This is a genomic window from Halospina sp. K52047b, assembly GCF_008709855.1.
GTDB lineage: Bacteria > Pseudomonadota > Gammaproteobacteria > Pseudomonadales > Oleiphilaceae > Halospina > Halospina utahensis_B.
Genome location: NZ_VYJH01000009.1, coordinates 25,447 through 42,054, shown reverse-complemented (window position 1 = coordinate 42,054; position 16,608 = coordinate 25,447). Strand labels below are relative to the sequence as shown.

15 protein-coding genes are annotated in these 16,608 nt (G+C 64.6%); 3 read left to right on the top strand and 12 right to left on the bottom strand.

Annotation, left to right across the window (positions count from 1 at the left end; all coding sequences use genetic code 11):
• Window positions 1–47 precede the first annotated feature (47 nt).
• Window positions 48–1,979: a hypothetical protein gene (locus F3089_RS11755; protein WP_225741745.1), complete on the bottom strand. Its 1,932-nt coding sequence runs from the start codon at window positions 1,977–1,979 to the stop codon at window positions 48–50.
• Window positions 1,980–2,143: 164 nt separating this feature from the next.
• On the opposite strand from F3089_RS11755, the gene F3089_RS11750 reads away from it, so the two are divergent.
• From F3089_RS11750 to F3089_RS11740, 3 genes are all read left to right on the top strand, one after another.
• A complete protein-coding gene (locus F3089_RS11750) occupies window positions 2,144–4,483 on the top strand; it encodes a helicase-related protein (protein ID WP_151440985.1) in 2,340 nt (779 codons plus the stop codon).
• A gap of 61 nt (window positions 4,484–4,544) precedes the next feature.
• Complete coding sequence (pbpG, locus tag F3089_RS11745; protein WP_225741744.1) at window positions 4,545–5,501, top strand: D-alanyl-D-alanine endopeptidase; 957 nt, start codon at window positions 4,545–4,547, stop codon at window positions 5,499–5,501.
• Window positions 5,498–5,953, top strand: a complete 456-nt coding sequence (locus F3089_RS11740) for a CopD family protein (RefSeq protein WP_151440984.1) — start codon at window positions 5,498–5,500, stop codon at window positions 5,951–5,953. Before pbpG ends, F3089_RS11740 begins: the two co-directional genes overlap by 4 nt.
• On the opposite strand, the gene F3089_RS11735 is transcribed toward F3089_RS11740, so the two are convergent.
• The 11 genes from F3089_RS11735 to F3089_RS11685 all read right to left on the bottom strand — a co-directional run bounded on the left by F3089_RS11735 (window position 5,944) and on the right by F3089_RS11685 (window position 16,476).
• The gene (locus F3089_RS11735; protein ID WP_151440983.1) at window positions 5,944–6,477 is read right to left on the bottom strand and encodes a class I SAM-dependent methyltransferase; all 534 of its coding nucleotides are present in this window, start codon (window positions 6,475–6,477) and stop codon (window positions 5,944–5,946) included. The two genes, F3089_RS11740 and F3089_RS11735, sit on opposite strands and share 10 nt — an antisense overlap.
• 37 nt (window positions 6,478–6,514) lie before the next feature.
• Window positions 6,515–7,852: an MFS transporter gene (locus tag F3089_RS11730; RefSeq protein ID WP_151440982.1), complete on the bottom strand. Its 1,338-nt coding sequence runs from the start codon at window positions 7,850–7,852 to the stop codon at window positions 6,515–6,517.
• 90 nt (window positions 7,853–7,942) lie between these two features.
• Complete coding sequence (locus F3089_RS11725) at window positions 7,943–9,475, bottom strand: GTPase family protein (RefSeq protein WP_151440981.1); 1,533 nt, start codon at window positions 9,473–9,475, stop codon at window positions 7,943–7,945.
• Window positions 9,472–10,689: a GTPase family protein gene (locus F3089_RS11720; protein ID WP_151440980.1), complete on the bottom strand. Its 1,218-nt coding sequence runs from the start codon at window positions 10,687–10,689 to the stop codon at window positions 9,472–9,474. The genes F3089_RS11725 and F3089_RS11720 overlap by 4 nt, the downstream gene beginning before the upstream one ends.
• Window positions 10,690–10,732: 43 nt before the next feature.
• The gene (mnhG, locus tag F3089_RS11715) at window positions 10,733–11,113 is read right to left on the bottom strand and encodes a monovalent cation/H(+) antiporter subunit G (protein ID WP_151440979.1); all 381 of its coding nucleotides are present in this window, start codon (window positions 11,111–11,113) and stop codon (window positions 10,733–10,735) included.
• Entirely contained in the window at window positions 11,110–11,379 is a 270-nt protein-coding gene (locus F3089_RS11710) for a monovalent cation/H+ antiporter complex subunit F (RefSeq protein WP_095618394.1), read from the bottom strand. The genes mnhG and F3089_RS11710 overlap by 4 nt, the downstream gene beginning before the upstream one ends.
• Window positions 11,380–11,406: 27 nt before the next feature.
• Window positions 11,407–11,880, bottom strand: coding sequence for a Na+/H+ antiporter subunit E (locus tag F3089_RS11705; RefSeq protein ID WP_095618395.1), 474 nt, complete (start codon window positions 11,878–11,880; stop codon window positions 11,407–11,409).
• Complete coding sequence (locus F3089_RS11700; RefSeq protein WP_151440978.1) at window positions 11,877–13,379, bottom strand: Na+/H+ antiporter subunit D; 1,503 nt, start codon at window positions 13,377–13,379, stop codon at window positions 11,877–11,879. Before F3089_RS11700 ends, F3089_RS11705 begins: the two co-directional genes overlap by 4 nt.
• Window positions 13,379–13,726 (bottom strand): Na+/H+ antiporter subunit C, encoded by a 348-nt coding sequence (locus tag F3089_RS11695; RefSeq protein WP_077530485.1) that lies wholly within the window; start codon window positions 13,724–13,726, stop codon window positions 13,379–13,381. Before F3089_RS11695 ends, F3089_RS11700 begins: the two co-directional genes overlap by 1 nt.
• 15 nt (window positions 13,727–13,741) lie before the next feature.
• Window positions 13,742–14,179 carry a Na+/H+ antiporter subunit B gene (locus F3089_RS11690; protein WP_151440977.1) on the bottom strand — a complete coding sequence of 146 codons (438 nt, stop codon included), beginning with the start codon at window positions 14,177–14,179 and terminating at the stop codon, window positions 13,742–13,744.
• Window positions 14,176–16,476: a putative monovalent cation/H+ antiporter subunit A gene (locus tag F3089_RS11685; protein ID WP_192497365.1), complete on the bottom strand. Its 2,301-nt coding sequence runs from the start codon at window positions 16,474–16,476 to the stop codon at window positions 14,176–14,178. The genes F3089_RS11690 and F3089_RS11685 overlap by 4 nt, the downstream gene beginning before the upstream one ends.
• Window positions 16,477–16,608 lie beyond the last annotated feature (132 nt).

Below are 16,608 nucleotides of genomic sequence, written 5' to 3'. Positions count from 1 at the left end.
CCAGGATTGGCAGCGCCAGCATTCGACAAGCAGGCTTATGGGGTCAGCTAACGCCCTTGGGCCCAACTCGTTTGGGCCAATTGCATGGCCCGATTGACTTCATCGGTTGGAATATCGTTCGGTTCGCCCTTCTCAAGAGGGTCGTAGTGAAACACGTACAGTCGTGACGCGAACTCGGCCACCGGCAGCGAGGCTTCACCATAGAGCTCGCCGTGGCCCTGGGTCGAGGTCACAATAGCCTGGCCCCAGTTCTGCCCGCTGTCGTTATTCGGGTTGAAAAAATAGACGCGCATGGTCTTATCTGTATCCAGCGCAAGCCGCTGGATGGTGATCGCGTGCCAGCCGAGAAAGCGCGTGGCACTGTCGGTGACCGCAATACCGGCAGGTTGTGGATTGATGACCGGAATATTGCCGTTGTAGAAGGGGTGGTAAGCCGCGTAAAAGTCGCGGATAAACCCTTCAAAGTCCTTCAGGCCGCCGGTGAACACATCCACCGCTATACGGAACCCGTGACCCACACGATCACCGTGGAATTCGGCGTTGACCCATTTATGCGGGTCCTCTCCGCGCCCGGCGCTGCGACGCCCCATCTCGAAGTAGATGCGATCCAGGTGGGGCACGGTCAGAAGCGACACGGCATCCACATCCACCGGGGGCTCGGCGGCCAGGCCGGCGCCCAGCTCCCGCGACGAAACACTGTTGCCTTCAAAGCGCATCACCACCTCGTCGTCGCGAGCCGCCCAGGCCAGGATCCGAAGCAGTTCCTCCGGCATGCTGTACGCCCACATGGACAGGGCGCGGGTCGACTGGCAGGTGGGATAGTTCCCCTGCCCTACGCCCAGCGGACGTCCAAGCACATTGAGCACGTCGGCAAGCAGAAAACACGCCGGTGAGCGGGCGCTGCCAAAAACCGCCACCATCTTCCGGGCGGCCGTGTCACAGAGGGACAGCCGTATCTGGCGCCACAGGGAGGGGGCTACCGGAGGCGCATAGAGAATACCCCGCTCAAGCATCATGGCCAGGCCATAGGCACACTGGCTGGTCTCGGGAAACACAGCCTCATCAATCAGGGTGTGGATCAATGCCGGGTAGCAGTGAAACGCGTCGGCACCCGTGTAACTCAGGCCCAAAGCTGTCGGAATCAGGGCGTTCCAGCGGCCTCGCAGGTAGCGTATGAACACCGGCATGTAGGCCGAAACCAGCCCAGTGCTGTGCATGGCCTGGGCAAAGGCGATGGCCTCCTGCAACAGGGCGGCGTCGTCCATGTCCGCCAGCCGTTCCGAATAGACCTCGAAACCGGGATCTTCACGGCACGCTTCGGTGGGGCTGAACACGGCGTTGATCAGCTGCAGCGCGTCGTCGCCAACCTCACTGCCCAGTGCATCCGGTTTCTGCACGCAAACCGCGATCTGCGTCACCATCTGTTTGACGCCCTCCACCTGGACCGGGCGCTGTTCCAGAATCCGCCAGACTTCAGCCACCAGATGTTCCAGAAGATTCTCGTAGCCCAGGTGCCGGAGCAGGTAGTGATAGAGATTCTGAACCGCGTAACCCAGCTCATTGGGCCGCAGCCGGTCGCTTTCCTGCAGATCGCTGACCACCAGATCCAGATTCATGGCCAGGACCTGAGCGAGAAAGTGGTGGGCGTGTTCCGCCGAAATCGACGGATGGATGTAATCGCCTTTCGCTACCGCCAGAAGCCGAATCTGGCTCAGACTCTCCACCAGCGTTGCGGTGGGTTCGCCGTAACGCACCGTGCGCACGGCCAGTGAGGGCACCAGCGTCTGGGGATAGTCCCAATCACTGCCGCCAAAAAACCCCGCGCTCTCAATGGCGGGCACGCGCTCGTAGAGCGTCTCCAGGCCTCCGGGACTGACCATCAGGGGCTGTGCGGCCTCAATCACCTCGAAAACCGGCGAGACGCCTTCAACGGCATTGACCTCAGCAAGGCGGCTGATGGCCGCGTCGAGTGTCGTCACCAGCGCCTCTGGGGCGCCGTCATACTGCCTTTCGGGTTCATGTTCAGCTCCGTGCACTCCAGGCGCCCCCCTTTTGCCGCCACATTAGGCCAGCCACTGTTAGAATGGGAGTCGCATTACTACCTAGCCCATTGAACCTGCATACAGCGCTCGACTGCAACCGAATGCATCCACTACCCATTGACTCCCACCGTACACGCTTCATGGAGGCCCTGCAGCAGGGCCACGCCGTTGTGACCGCGGACACCGGCTCCGGCAAGTCCACCCGCCTGCCCGTGTGGGCCTGCGAACAGGGAGCCACCCTGGTGATCGAACCCCGGCGGGTAGCCTGCACCGCACTGGCTGGCTTCCTCGCCCGGCAACAGGGGACGGCCCTCGGTGAGGGCATTGGCTACGCCGTTCGGTTTGATGTGCGCTGCAACAGCGACACGCCACTGGTTTTCGCCACCCCCGGCATGGCGCTGCGATGGCTGGGCGAAGGCGGACTGCGGCGATTCCGGACCGTTGTACTGGACGAATTCCACGAACGGCGCTGGGACACCGACCTGCTGCTTGCTCTGCTTCAACACCAGGGCGAGCATCATCTCGTTGTCACGTCAGCGACCTTCGCGGCGGAGGCCGTAGCCCGCCATCTACAGGCGCCATTGATCGAGGCGGAAGGGCGGCGGTTCCCGGTGACCCTCCAGCATGAGGCAAAGGATGAACGCCAGATGCCCGAAAGCCGACATCTGGCGGATCGGATGGCCCGGGCCATCAAGCGGGCGCTCAGTGAGACCCACGGGCCAGTGCTGGCGTTCCTTCCGGGCCGGGGCGAGATCCGTGATACGGAGCAGGCCCTGGGCGATCCCGGCGTCCCGGTACTCACTCTGCACGCCACTGTGGACGCCGAGTCCCAGAAAGCGGCACTGGCCGAGGACGGTGGCCAGCGCGTGATCCTGGCCACCAACGTGGCCGAAACCTCCCTGACCATCCCCGGCGTGACCGCCGTGGTGGACTCCGGCCTGGAGAGGCGCACCCACCAGCGCAACGGCCGCACTGTGCTCAGCCTGGCCGCCATCAGCCAGGCCTCAGCGGACCAGCGCAGTGGCCGGGCTGGACGCACCGAAGCAGGTACGGCCATCCGCCTCTGGGGCCGCGGCGCACCGCTGGAGGCCACCACCGCACCGGAAATCCAGCGTGAGGAGCTGACCGAGCTGGTGCTGGCCGCCGGCTGCGCCAACGCCCCCGCTCACTGCCTGAGCTTCCCTGACCCACTGCCGCAGAAAGCCCACAGCAAGGCGCTCGAGCAGCTCCAGCGCATGGGTGCCGTGGATGAAGACGGCGTTGCGACCGACTACGGTCAGCGCCTGTTCCAGCTCCCCATCGACAGTTTCTTCGCGCACCTGATCTCGGCCATGCCGGATGCCGACACCCAGGGCGCCATGGCGGATGTCACGGCCGCACTGAGCACCCGCCCACGCCTGTTCCGCTTCCCGGACAGGGAAGACCAGCGCCGCGCCCTGGGCGACTGGCTGCCCGACCCCTGCGACGCCACCACACTGATCGCTCTGTTGCGGAACCGCCCACCGGCGCCACTGAGCGTGAACAACCAGGCCCGCCAGGAAGCCCGCCAGCTTGCCGGGCGCATCCGGGACGCCCTGGCCCTTCCGGGCATCCCCGATGATCCGGTCAGCAACCCGGACCACCTGCGCCGGGCCATTGCCCGTGCGGCTCCGGAGCTGGTTTTTGTCCGCCGCGAGAAGCGCCGCCAGGCCATGGGCAACGACGCCCGCGAGGTTCTCCCGGATGAGGCCTCCAGGCTGCCGGAAGACGCCGAGGCCGCACTGGTGCTGGACGAGCACAGCACCCCCGGCAAGCGCGGCCACCGCCAGACGATCACCATCGCCACCTGTCTGGCCCCGGTGCCACTGGCCATTCTGGACGAGCTGGACCTGGGCGAGGTCCGCTTCGGGGAGATGCGCCTCGAGGATGGCGAGCCCCGGGTTCGCCGCGAACGCCTTTACGCCAACCGGGTGGTCAGCTCGGAGGATACGACCCCCGCTGGCTCGGAGCTGCGCAACGCCCTCGCCGAACTGATCCTCCAGGGCCAGCTGCTCACCCCTGTTGGCGACAGGGTCCAGGCGGATATCCAGCAGTGGGCACTGTACGTGGCGCTGGGTCATGGGGAAGGCGAGGTTCCGGAATCCGCCCAGCAGTGGCTCTGTCAGCGTCTGCAGGCGCTGGGCGTGGAGGAGCCCGGGGATGAGAGCCTGCTTGAGCCCGGGGACCTCGCCTTTGAGGGAATTCCGGAATGGGAACGCGAAACCTTCGACCGGCGTTACCCCCGCCGGATTTCGCTCGGGGATCTGGTCATGGATGTAACCTATGAACCCACCGCCCGGCGCATCACCCTGGACTACCGCCACGGCCCACGGAAAACGCCCCCGAAGCGCTGGGAACTGCCCAGCTGGAAGGGCTGGAAGATCCGTTACCGCCGCGCCAGCAAGGTGGTTACGGTACAGTGAACCCGGTTCCACGCGGACGCCCAGTGTGGAACAATGACGTCTTTCACGAGGAGGGGATCCGATGGTAAGACACTGGCTGATGGGGCTGTTCTGCCTGCTCATCCTGCTTCCGGCAGGATCGGGTGCATCACCGCTGACCGAAGGACTCGACACCCGGAACCTGGAACTCGCCTCCGTTCACTCAGCCGTGGTTGACCTTGAAACCGGCTCCCAGATCCATGGCAAACACGCCCAGACCCCGGTTCCCATCGCCTCGATCACCAAGGTGATGACCGCGCTGGTGGTCCTGGAATCCGACGAGCCACTGGATGAATACCTCACCATCCTGGAGCGGGACCGCCCGGCCCCGGTCAACGCCTACTCCCGCATCCGCATCAATTCCGAAGCCACGCGCCGGGATCTGTTGCGCATCGCGCTGATGTCTTCCGAAAACCTGGCGGCCCATCAGCTGGCGCGCCATCACCCCGGCGGCTACGATGCCTTCATCGAGGCAATGAATCGCAAAGCCACTCTGCTCGGCATGAACAACAGCCGGTTCGTGGACCCGGCCGGGCTGTCGTCGAAGAACCAGTCCACGGCCGCGGACCTGACACGACTGATGCGTGCGGCCTGGAAAAATGAGACCCTGCGCGAGCTGTCGACCACGCGTTACCATACCGTGCATTTCCGCAGCCCGCGCTACCAGCTGCGCTACGGCAACACCAACGTTCTGGTGCACCGCCGGGGCTGGCCGGTGCGCCTGACCAAGACCGGTTACCTGAACGACGCCGGGCGCTGCCTGATGATGGTGACCCGGGTGGATGACCGCCCGGTGGGCATGGTGTTCCTGAATTCCTTTGGGAAACACACCCCGCTGGGCGACGCCGGGCGCGTGCGGCGCTGGATCCGGACGGGCAACAGCGGCGCCATTGCCGGTGCCGCCAAACGCTATGAACGCAGACAGGTCCAGGCCCTCAGGGCCCGCGAGACCCAGACCGCCGAAAACACCCACAAGAACTCAATGGAGACCGCGCAATGACCGGACTGTCTCTCTCTCTGCATGCCCTCGCCGCCGTGATCTGGGTGGGTGGCATGTTCTTCGCCTATATGGCCATGCGCCCGGCCGTGGTGCGGGTGGTGGATCCCTCCCAGCGCCCGCTGCTGTGGTGCCACGCCCTGTCGCTGTTCTTCCGCTGGGTCTGGGCCGCGGTGGGCATCCTGCTGGTCACCGGTTACGGCCTGATCCACGCCTACGGCGGCATGGGCAGCGTCAACTGGCACATCCACATGATGCACGGGCTCGGCCTGCTGATGATGCTGCTGTTCCTGCACATCTTCTTCGCTCCCTATAAGCGCCTCAAGCAGGCCGTGGACAGTGGCGACATCGAGGAAGGCAAGCGCCGGGTCGGCCAGATCCGCATGTTCGTGGCCATCAACCTGGTCATCGGCCTGATCGTAGTGGTCATCGCCACCGGCGGGCGCTACTGGTAACGATAGCGGTAGACCCGCGTGGCGTAGAGATCCGGGAGCTCGCTGACCGTCTCGGGCTCACGTCCACGCAGGGCAAAGCAGTGGCTGATCACCCAGCGCACCGACCCCGGATCGCGCTCCAGCCGCTGCTGTACCGCCTGCATGCCCTCTGGCATCAGATAGCACAGAAGCACCTCGACGCCCTCAAGATCCGCCTGCCGGAAATCCCGCCTGTAAAACACAAGATTATCCAGCCGCATCAGCCGCGCCAGTAATACGGACACCAGCCAGGGAAAGAACGACACCTCGTAGCCGACCACCGGGGTCCGCGGGAAGCGCCGTGCAAAGCGGATGGCAAGCGTGCCCCAGCCCGACCCCATGTCCACGATGGCGCCGTCTGGCTGCCCAGGGACCAGTTCCAGCATCGCTTTCGGTGCCCGGCCCAGACTGGGCATCGGCGGCATGCCCGTGCGAAGGGTCGACCACAGGATGGACGCCCCCACCACCAGCACCACGGCAAGCACCACCAGGGCCACTACCTCCACGGAACGGCTCCTATCGGCTTCCGGTTCGCCTCAGCACTCATCCGGATTCCGACTCCCGCCAGTTTTCGGCCACATCCTGCCCCCGACCCTCATTCACCGGCAGCACTGTCACCATGGCCAGCACGAACAGCACCAGGCAGAACAGAATGGCATCCGCCAGTCCCAGCGCCCACTGGATCAGCCCCAGACCCAGGATACCGACAATGGCCGCCAGCTTGGAGGCGGTACCCCAGAAACCGAAGAACTCCGCCGCCTTGCCCGTGGGCGTGAGCACGCCCACCAGCGCCCTGCCGGCGGACTGGGCCGAGCCCAGGCTGAGCCCGGCCAGAACTCCGGCCACCAGGAACACCTCCTGGGCCTCGAAGCTCAGTCCGGCCAGCCGCTCAAGCAGCAGGGTCATGTTGGGGGTCTGCCAGATGGCCAGTATGGCGACCACCCAGAGCCAGAGCGTGATGAGGTAGGTGCGGCGGGCACCCCAGTGCCCCTGGAGCCAGCCGAACAGCAGCGCGCCAATGGCGGCGGTGATCTGGACGGTGATGAACATCAGCGTGCGCGTGGCCTCGTCCCAGCCGATCACCTGGGAGCCGTAGATGAACGAGAAGCTGACGATGATGTAGATCCCGGCCATGGAGAAGAAGATCGAGACCAGCAGCCAGCGCAGGTCCCCGAACTGGTTCACCACCCGCGCTGTGGCCAGAAGGCGGTTGATGCCCAGCCGGGTCAGCGACCAGCCCTCGGGCACCACACGGGCGTCGCCCCGCTCGCGCACCCAGAGAAAGGTGGGAATCGCCGCGATCAGGAAGAACACCGCCGCAAAGGGCCCGACCCAGCGGATGGTGTCGTAGTTTTCCGCCGTAACCTCCCCCAGAAAGGCGAGAGTAAAGGCCGTCGCCACCAGCCCGCCGATGTAGCCCAGACTCCACCCCAGCCCCGAGATCCAGCCCAGTGCCTCGCGCGGGCCCAGATCCGGCAGGAAACTCGAGATGAAGCCCTCGCCGATGGCGTAGGCGAAATTGGAGATGATGATCAGCACCATGGCGATGGTGATCCAGCCCGGTTCCACGAAGTACAGCAGGCCGGTCGCCACCACGGTCACAAGGTAGCTGGCAAACAGGAAGCGCTTGCGTGAACGGGTGTAATCCATGACGGCGCCGCAGACCGGATTGGCTACCACCACCAGCCCATAGCTGACTGCCAGCGCCAGGCTCCAGAGGAAGTTCCCCAACCGGTAGTCAGGGCCGTCGCCGACGATCACACGGGTGAACAGGTCCCCGAACACCACTGTGATGATCAGCAGCGTGTAGGCCTGGTTGGCGAAGTCGAACATCGCCCAGCCGAAGATCTCACGGCGCGGGGCGCGGGTCTGTGCGTCCATCAGGGTGCCTGGAAGGTCAGCGAAACACTGGCGTGAATGGTACGTCCCGGGGCGGGTTCATAGAAAGCGCCTCGATTCGCATGATCCCGTTCAGTGACGTTCACGGGCCTTTGCAAGCGCCGTCTGCCCGGCATTACGAACCTGCCGCCAGAGATAACGCCAGGTCTCGTCCCGCCGGCGCTCGCGCAGGCACCTCAGAAGCCGGATCCGCCGGGCCTCGTCCAGCTGGCCCTCCATGAGCCCCACCAGCCCCGGGGTCACGTTGAACGGCGCGTCACCGCTGAGACTGACGCCCACCCGGTGCCGGGCGTCGAACTCAAGCTCGCCACCCACCGCCTCCACGGCGGCGACAATGTTGCGGGCCTTGGGCGTCGCCGGTTCGGCCAGCGTATAGGGCGGCGCCCATTCACGGGCAGGACGGACCGCGTCCACCCCTGTCACCACGCCGATCAGCGGCGGTGGGCGCCGGGAGGGATCCTCACGGAACCAGTCGCGTATGCGCTCCAGTACCGCCCGCTCACCCTCACGGTCGGCGCGCAGTGCCGGCGTCACCCACAACACCAGATCCGCCCCCAGTACCTCGCGGCGCAGGGTTGCGGTATCAAGGGCCTCGCCTTCCACTCCCGGGGTGTCAATCAGCAGCACCTCATCGCCGTCACTGCTGCCCCAGCTGTAGGCCTCAATAGCGCCGGTGGTTCCAGCAGCGCTGTCCACCGCCGCCACCGGTTCGCCCTCCAGCGCGTTGACCAGGCTGGAGCGGCCACTATTGGCGCGACCCAGCAGCAGGATCCTCAGCGGTTCCGACGATTCCGGGCGGCCTTCACTCTCCCGCTGCTGCAGCTGAGAGGCCCGTGTCACCGATTCCACGGGTGTTTCCGATGCCAGCAGCAAACGGCCGCTGTAGAGCTCGATGGCGTAATAGCCCACCTTGCGGATATATTCACGCAACAGCCAGGTCTGGACCTGCTCCGAACCGTAACCCAGTACCCGGTTGCCCAGATCACGACGCAGTTCGCGGAACACGACACTGGTCGGGTCCACCGCCGCATGCCCCAGCCGATACAGTCCCTCCAGGCGCACCGCCGTATCCCGCCAGCGTCGCAGCCGGGCCATGCTGCCCAGGGTCAGCCGATGGCTGAGCGGCACGTGATCGACAATGTCCGCCCGCAGCTCGCGGCTGGCCCGCTCAATGATCAGCAGCATGTGCGGAACGGTCAGCTCCAACAGGGGGCGTTCGCGGTGCGGATGGTAATGGCGGGCCACATCCTCCACGGTATCTCGGCCCAGTCGGAAAAGTCCGGTGGCGTCGCTGAGCGGGTACTGTTCCGGTGTAGCCTCGCTGGCGCGCGCCTCAACGTGCTGCCAGGCCTCATGGGAGTCCGGAGGCCAGTGGGCTTCGGGGCCCGTGGCGGGCGGCAGCTGGCTGCGGCTGTACAGCCTCGAGAGCCAGTGCAGTCCATACCCGAGGAGGCCACAGCCCGCCGTAACCAGGAACCAGACCAGAAGCTGGCCGGAATGCCATAGCCAGACCACGCCCAGGGCGGGCAGCACAAAAAATGGCAGGAAGGCGATCAGTACGGCCAACAGCCGCAGGTAACCGAACTCACGCAGCAGGGCCCTCATTCGCTACCCCTGTCATGGCCCAGATGAAGGCCCTGTTCGAACGCTTCACGGTACAGACGCCGGATGGCTTCCGCCTCGACCGGCATGCCATCCGCCGTGCGGGCCAGATAGAAATCCGCCGCCTTGCCCAGCGCATAGGTGACCGCAGCGGCACTGGAGGCGCCCCAGGCAGCCCCCAGTGTCTGGCCCCAGCCCGGCACCACCTTGACCAGGCTGCGCCCGGCCCAGCGCAACCCATAGCCGGCGAGCACTCCTACCCCCAGCAGACCGAAGAACTCGGAGCTGCGCCGCATGTCCCAGGGCTGCTGATAGATCCGGCCAAGGGCGTGCAGCATCCGCACCTGCAGCGCCGGCAGCAGCGCCGCATCGATCAACGGCAGGGCACCGGCGCCGGCAGCCGCCAGACTGTAGCCGGTGATCTGCGGGTGGGCAGCCCGACTGAACAGATCCCGCAGACCCGGATCCTGCTGCAGCCTTGCCCGAAGCTCAAAAGTGGCGGTCTCCTCAATCGACCGCCACAGGCCTTCCAGCCCGTAATCCGCCACGGCGAAGCCATCTTCCTCCAGGGTGAGATCCACAGCCACCGACACCACCGGGGCATGCCCGGGAAGCGCTTCAGCCAGCTCCCGGCGCTCGGCCAGCGCCCGACGAAGATCCGAGGGCACTGTCTCCGGCAGTGGCTCAGCCTCAAAGGGCCACGGCATGACATGGTCCGAGCCAGGCGGGTACAGCTCGTGGAGGGACGTGTGCACCAGCACCACAGGCCACTCCGGGTGGCGCCTGCGCACGGTCTCCAGAGCATCCAGAACCGCCCCCTGATCCGGATCGGCGATTTTCATCACCGCCATCACCAGATGGGACTGGGATTCGCAGAAGGCCAGGTCCTCGCCCGCATCATAGGTCACCTCGCCCAGCCCACGGGTGTCCAGAAAGCGCACCACAGGCGCCTGCTCCGGAAAATCGTAGAAGGAAGCGGTGCGGGTACAGGCCTGGAAGCCGTTGCCGATGGTGGCCCGCGGACTGCCGGTCAGCGCCCGGATGACAGAGGTCTTGCCGGACTGCGCCTTACCCAGAAGCCAGACCACGGGAGGGGGCTGCTGCTCCCGTGCCTGGGCCAGGGCAGCGGTCAGCCGTTCATCATCCACCCCCGGACGCAGCAGGGCTTCCCGCAGAGCGCCCAGTGACGGCAGGGACCAGGGAGTTGAACGTCTCATGTAAACCACCTTACCGGCTCAGCGCCGGCAAGTCAGCAGGGGATCAGAGGCGTGGCTCGTCCTGGTCTGCCGCATCACTGCGCAGGCCATGGGTGCGGGTATCGTAGTTCTCGCGCAGCTCATCCTTGATGGTGCCGTCCCAGAGGGGCACGCCAATGATATAGCCCGCGCGCCCGATGGCGTGGGCGGCAATGGGCGTCGTTGCCATGATGAACAGGACAATCGCCAGCCCCCTCGCGAGCGCCAGCCATTCGGCGAAACCAATCACCACGCCCACCATGATCAGCATGGCTCCCATGGCGCCGGCCTTGGTGGAGGAGTGCATGCGCGTGGGCAGGTCCGGCAGCCGCAGGATACCGAGTGCCGCCAGCAGCATGAAAGCAGCGCCGCTGATCAGGAATACGGCTATGATCAGGTCCGTCATTCGCGTGGTCCTCCCCGCTCAATGAAGCGTGCAAAACCGATGGACGCCAGAAAGGCCACCAGCGCCACCACGATCGCCACATCCAGGAAACTGAGCACACCGGTGTCGAGCGCGTGTACGCCGATGATGCCGACGACCATGGAGCTGATCAGCTCGATCGCCACCACCCGGTCCGGCAGGGAGGGCCCCTTGCCCAGCCGGATGGCGGCCATCAGCATGGCCAGCGCCAGCATCGAGTAAACCAGTGTCAGCACAAAGCTGTTCATCGTATCGAGTCCCCGCAGCCGATCACGTTAGCGCAGCACACGCAGGATCCGACGCTCCAGCTCGTGCAGGCTGTCGCGCAGTTCCTGTTCGTCGGCCATGAACATGGCATGGATGTAGAGCACTTTACGGTCGTCCGAAACGTCCAGACTCAGCGTGCCCGGTGTCAGCGAGATCAGGTTCGCCACAAGCGTGATCTCGATGTCGCTCTCCGCCTCCAGCCGCATCGCGATAACGCCCGGTTTCATGTACCACACCGGGGTGATGACGTCATAGGCCACCCGCACATTGGCCACAAACAGCTCCTTCAGGAAGAACAAGGCAAAGGCCATGAATCGGGGCACCCTCTGGGAGTAGCCATGGAGCACCGGTATGTGGCGCTGCATGACGGCAAGCGCGAGATAACCGAAAACAAAGCCCGCCAGCAGATTGCCCCCGGAAAAACTGCCGGTCAGAGCCACCCACAGCAGTGCCAGGATCACATTCCAGAAAAAGGCAATCATGGGCGCGCCTCCAGTACCGCCCGGATATAGCGATCCGGGTTCAGAAGCTGCTCTGCCGCTGTCTCCGCCAGCGCATAGATGGGTTCACCGTTAAGGCCGATGAACACGGTACAGGCGGCCAGCCCGGCAATGGCGGTATACATCCAGCCCAGTCCGACGGTACTGCCCTGCCCGGCCGGCTCCCCGGATTCCGTATCCGGAGCCGCCTTCCAGAAAACCTCCGCCCAGATCTTGGTCATCGAATACAGTGTCAGGAGCCCCACCAGCAGGGCCACGGCGGTCACGCCCCAGGCCTCCGCCTCGACGCCGGCGCGGATGACGATGAACTTGGCGAAGAATCCGGAAAGCGGCGGCATCCCCGCCAGGGAAAAGGCCGGGATCAGGAACAGCACCGACAGCATCGGCCGGCTGCGGAAAAACCCGCCCAGGTCCTTCAGCTCATGGGTGCCTGCGATCCGGTAGGTCACACCACTGACCAGGAAGAGCGTGGTCTTAACAATGATGTGGTGCATGATGTAGAAGACCCCGCCGATGATCGCCAGCGGCGTATACAGCGCCAGCCCCAGGATCATGTACCCGATCTGGCTGACGATGTGGAACGAAAGGATCCGCCGGAACTCGTACTGGGCCGCCGCGCCCAGTACGCCGGACAGCATGGTCAGCCCCGCCACCCAGACCAGGATCTCATGGGTGTAGGCCACGTCATGGTCGAAGACAATGGTGAACATCCGGAACAGCGCATAGACCCCGACCTTGGTCAGCAGCCCGGCGAAGAGCGCGGATACCCCTACCAGTGGCGTGTGATAGGACGCCGGCAGCCAGAAGAACAGCGGGAAGGCTGAGGCCTTGATGCCGAAGGCCACCATGAACATCACCGCCACCACATTGATCAGGGCGGTGTTCTCGACCTGGTCGATCTTCTGGGCGATGTCCGCCATGTTCAGGGTGCCGAGCAGCCCGTAGAGGATGCCCACCGCCGAGAGGAAGATCGCCGAGGAGAACAGGTTCAGGGTCACATACTTGATCGCCCCCTCCATCTGCGCCCGCTCACCCCCGAGGGTCAGAAGCGCGAAGGAGGCGATCAGCATCACCTCGAACCAGACGTAGAGGTTGAATATGTCACCGGTTACAAAGGAGCCGGCCACGCCTGCCAGCAGCAGGTGCATCAGCGGGTAGTAGCCGAAATGCTCATGGCGCTCGGGGGTGTCGCCCATGGAAAACAGTGCGATCGCCAGGCCCGTTATGCCGGTGAGCACCACCATGATGGCTCCCAGCATATCCACGGCGAGGGTGATCCCCAGGGGCGCGGCCCAGCCGCCCATATGGAGCACCACCATGCCCTCCGCATGCACCACCTGGAACAGGCGTATGGAAACGGCCAGCAGCGTCAGGGTACCCACCAGCCCCAGCACGCGCTGGGCGATACGATAGCGCCAAAGCGCCACCGACAGGGCCCCGAAAAGAAGCGGAACCAGAATGGGAGCAACAGCCAGAGACATCAGGTATCGGTATCCTTCATCCGGTCCAGGTCATCCGTACCGACTACCTCATAGGCGCGATGGATCAGCACGACAGAGAATGCCAGCACACCGAAAGCGATCACGATCGCGGTCAGGATCAGCGCCTGTGGCAGCGGATCGGCAACGGCCGAGGCCGGCACCTCCGCCCCCTCTGGAACCAGAGGCGGTGCCCCCTGGCGCATCCCGGCCACGGTGAAGATCAGCAGGTTGGCGGCATTACTCAACAGCATCAGGCCGATCACCAGCTTGACGATGGAGCGGCGCAGCATCATGTACACTGCGGCAGCGAACATCGCGCCCACGATATAGGCCATCAATGTTTCCATCAGCAGCCTCCACACTCAGGCATCGGATTCCTCCGATTCGGAAAGGCCCACCACCATGGTGAGAATGGAACCGATTACGGTCAGATAGACGCCGACATCGAAAATCAGCGGCGTCGAGAACTTGTAGTAGTCGCCTCCGGGCAGCGGAATCTGCCACCACTGCGCGGTCATGGCCGGCTGGCCCAGAATCAGCGAGGGCAGTATCGAGGCCAGGCCGATGAGCAGCCCGACGCCCAGAAAATCACGCGGATCCACCCGCAGCAGCTCGCGTGTGGCGCTGACGCCATAAGAGAAGAGGAACAGCACCACGGCCCCGGAAGCCACCAGCCCGGCAATGAACCCACCACCGGGCTCGTCGTGGCCACGGAGAAGCAGAAAAACCGAGAACAGCAACTGCATAGGCACCAGCAACAGCGCCGCTGTTCGAAGAATCAGTGTATTGGCTTCCCTCATGCTGTCTGATCCTCCGCCTTGAGCCGGATCATGGAGTAGACACCAACGGCCGCCAGGGCCAGCACAAACATTTCACCCAGGGTATCCAGGGCCCGGAAGTCCACCAGGATCACATTGACAATGTTGCGGCCGTGGCCATCCGAGACACTGCGGGCCACATGCTCGGCCGAGATGGGTTCAAAGAACTGGACTTCGGTAGCCGCCAGGATCAGTACCGTCATGAGCGCGCCCACCATCACGGCCACGATGATGTCGCGCCAGCGCTCCAGGGGCGAGGACATGCGCGTGAAACCGGGCAGCCGGAACAGCACCAGCACCAGCAGGATCACTGTCAGGGTCTCAACCAGAATCTGGGTGATGCCCAGATCCGGAGCGCTGAAAAGGATGAAAATGAGCGCCACCGCAAAGCCGACGATGCTCATGGCGGCCACGGACCCGAGCCGCGATACCGTCCCCGTGGCGAAAAAGGCCGACACAATCATCAGCAGGGCGATGCCCGCGGCAAAGCCGGAATCCGGAACCGGCAGCCGCAGCGGCACCCCGTACTGGGTGATGAGCGTGAAGCCGGTGATGCCGACTGTGGTCAGCGCCAGCGTGATCATGTAGTTGCCCATGGTGCCGTTCTGCAGCACCCGCGTCTGCCAGGTCGCGATGCGGGTCAGCCATTCCATGATCCGGAAGTAGCCCGCCTCGGGGCCAAAGCGCCCCAGCCCCTCACGCAGAACATCCAGCTGTGGCTGAAGGCGGGACCAGAAGCGCAGTATCAACCCGGCCACCACCAGACAGCCCAGCGAGAGGATCAGCGGCATGTTGATGCCGTGCCAGAGGGCCAGATGCACTTTCTCCGCTGCCCCGCCCAGGGAGGCAACCACTGGCGCCACCAGGGTCTGCTCCGGAATGAACAGGGCCACACCGAACAGCAGCGACAGCCCCGCCAGCACCACCGGCCCCGCCAGCATGGAAACCGGCGCTTCATGGGGGTGTTTCGGGGTTTCCAGGCGCTTCCCGTAGAAGGGTTTGATGGCGATGATGCCTGCCGCCACCATCACACCGATTCCGGCCCCGAAGGCCAGCACCGGCAGCAGCATCTGCCAGGCAGGCGCATCCAGCACCGCCTCGAACATCAGCTCCTTGCCTACGAACCCAAGCAGTGGCGGCAGCCCGGCCAGCGACAGCGCCGCCACCGCCGCCGCCACCGCAGTCACCGGCATCAGCGACGCCAGGCCGCCCATTTCCGCCACATCCTTGGTGCCGGTCTCGTGGTCGAGAATGCCGGCGATCATGAAGAGTGCGCCCTTGTACAGCGAATGCGCCACCAGGAAGGTTGCGAACGCAACCAAGGCATAGTGGGTGCCGATGCCGATCAGCATCACCAGAGTACCCAGCGCCATGATGGTGGAATAGGCCAGAACCTTCTTCGCCCCGGTATGGGTGATGGCCATGAAGGCACCGGTGAACATGGTCAGGCCCCCGAAGAAACTGAGCAGCAGTGTCCACAGCTCCGCCTCACCCAGCGCCGGGTTCAGCCGCGCCAGCAGATAGACGCCGGCCTTGACCATGGTCGCCGAGTGCAGGAAGGCCGATACCGGAGTGGGGGCGGCCATGGCGTTGGGCAGCCAGAAATGGAACGGCACCTGGGCCGACTTGGTGAAGGCCCCGGCCAGGATGCACAGCAACATGGGCACGGCCCATTCGTGCCCGAGCAGGTCCGCATCCGAGGCGAGCACGTCGTTCAGTGAGTAGGACCCGGCCATGGTGCCCAGCATGATGAGACCGGCCATCAACGCCAGCCCCCCCGCCACCGTCACGAACAGGCCCTGGAGGGCGCTGGCCCTGGCCTTGACGTCCTCGTGCTCAAAACCGATGAGCAGGTAGGAGGTGATGCTGGTCAGCTCCCAGAACACGAAAAGCGTCACCAGGTTATCCGAAAGCACCACCCCGAGCATCGAGGCCATGAAACTGAGCATGACCACGTAGAAGCGGCCCAGATAGGGATGGCCTTTCAGGTAACCGCCGGCATAGATGAGGATGAAGGTACCGATGCCGCTGATCAGCAGTGCGAACATCAGTGACAGGCCATCGATCAGGAAATCCAGGTTGATCTCCATGGCCGGAAACCACGGATAGCGCACCACCTGCGCCCCGTTGGCCATGACCTCCGGAAGCAGCCCGGCAAACCACACGAAAAGCGTCGCCGGCAGCAGTGCGAACACCCACCCACACCGGTCACCCGCTACCCTGCAGATCAGGGGGGCAAACAGAGCCAGGATGAATCCGGAGAGAACGGCAAGCAGCATCAGCGCGGGGTGCTCCAAGGGCTGGACATTGCGAAGGAGGATACCGGAGCGCGTTGATCGATAGCAAGAAACGCCGGTTCGGTGCAGCCCATCACATCATCGTGGAATGTACTGCGCCACAATGCGGCGTTC

Excerpts from the sequence above, each read along its gene's own strand:
- F3089_RS11695 (WP_077530485.1), bottom strand. The coding sequence starts at position 13,726 with ATGGAAACATTGATGGCCTATATCGTGGGCGCGATGTTCGCTGCCGCA.
- F3089_RS11700 (WP_151440978.1), bottom strand. The coding sequence starts at position 13,379 with ATGTCTCTGGCTGTTGCTCCCATTCTGGTTCCGCTTCTTTTCGGGGCC.
- F3089_RS11725 (WP_151440981.1), bottom strand. The coding sequence starts at position 9,475 with ATGAGGGCCCTGCTGCGTGAGTTCGGTTACCTGCGGCTGTTGGCCGTA.
- F3089_RS11730 (WP_151440982.1), bottom strand. The coding sequence starts at position 7,852 with ATGGACGCACAGACCCGCGCCCCGCGCCGTGAGATCTTCGGCTGGGCG.
- F3089_RS11710 (WP_095618394.1), bottom strand. The coding sequence starts at position 11,379 with ATGAACAGCTTTGTGCTGACACTGGTTTACTCGATGCTGGCGCTGGCC.
- pbpG (WP_225741744.1), top strand. The coding sequence starts at position 4,545 with ATGGTAAGACACTGGCTGATGGGGCTGTTCTGCCTGCTCATCCTGCTT.
- mnhG (WP_151440979.1), bottom strand. The coding sequence starts at position 11,113 with ATGACGGACCTGATCATAGCCGTATTCCTGATCAGCGGCGCTGCTTTC.
- F3089_RS11750 (WP_151440985.1), top strand. The coding sequence starts at position 2,144 with ATGCATCCACTACCCATTGACTCCCACCGTACACGCTTCATGGAGGCC.
- F3089_RS11705 (WP_095618395.1), bottom strand. The coding sequence starts at position 11,880 with ATGATTGCCTTTTTCTGGAATGTGATCCTGGCACTGCTGTGGGTGGCT.
- F3089_RS11690 (WP_151440977.1), bottom strand. The coding sequence starts at position 14,179 with ATGAGGGAAGCCAATACACTGATTCTTCGAACAGCGGCGCTGTTGCTG.
- F3089_RS11685 (WP_192497365.1), bottom strand. The coding sequence starts at position 16,476 with ATGCTGCTTGCCGTTCTCTCCGGATTCATCCTGGCTCTGTTTGCCCCC.
- F3089_RS11740 (WP_151440984.1), top strand. The coding sequence starts at position 5,498 with ATGACCGGACTGTCTCTCTCTCTGCATGCCCTCGCCGCCGTGATCTGG.
- F3089_RS11720 (WP_151440980.1), bottom strand. The coding sequence starts at position 10,689 with ATGAGACGTTCAACTCCCTGGTCCCTGCCGTCACTGGGCGCTCTGCGG.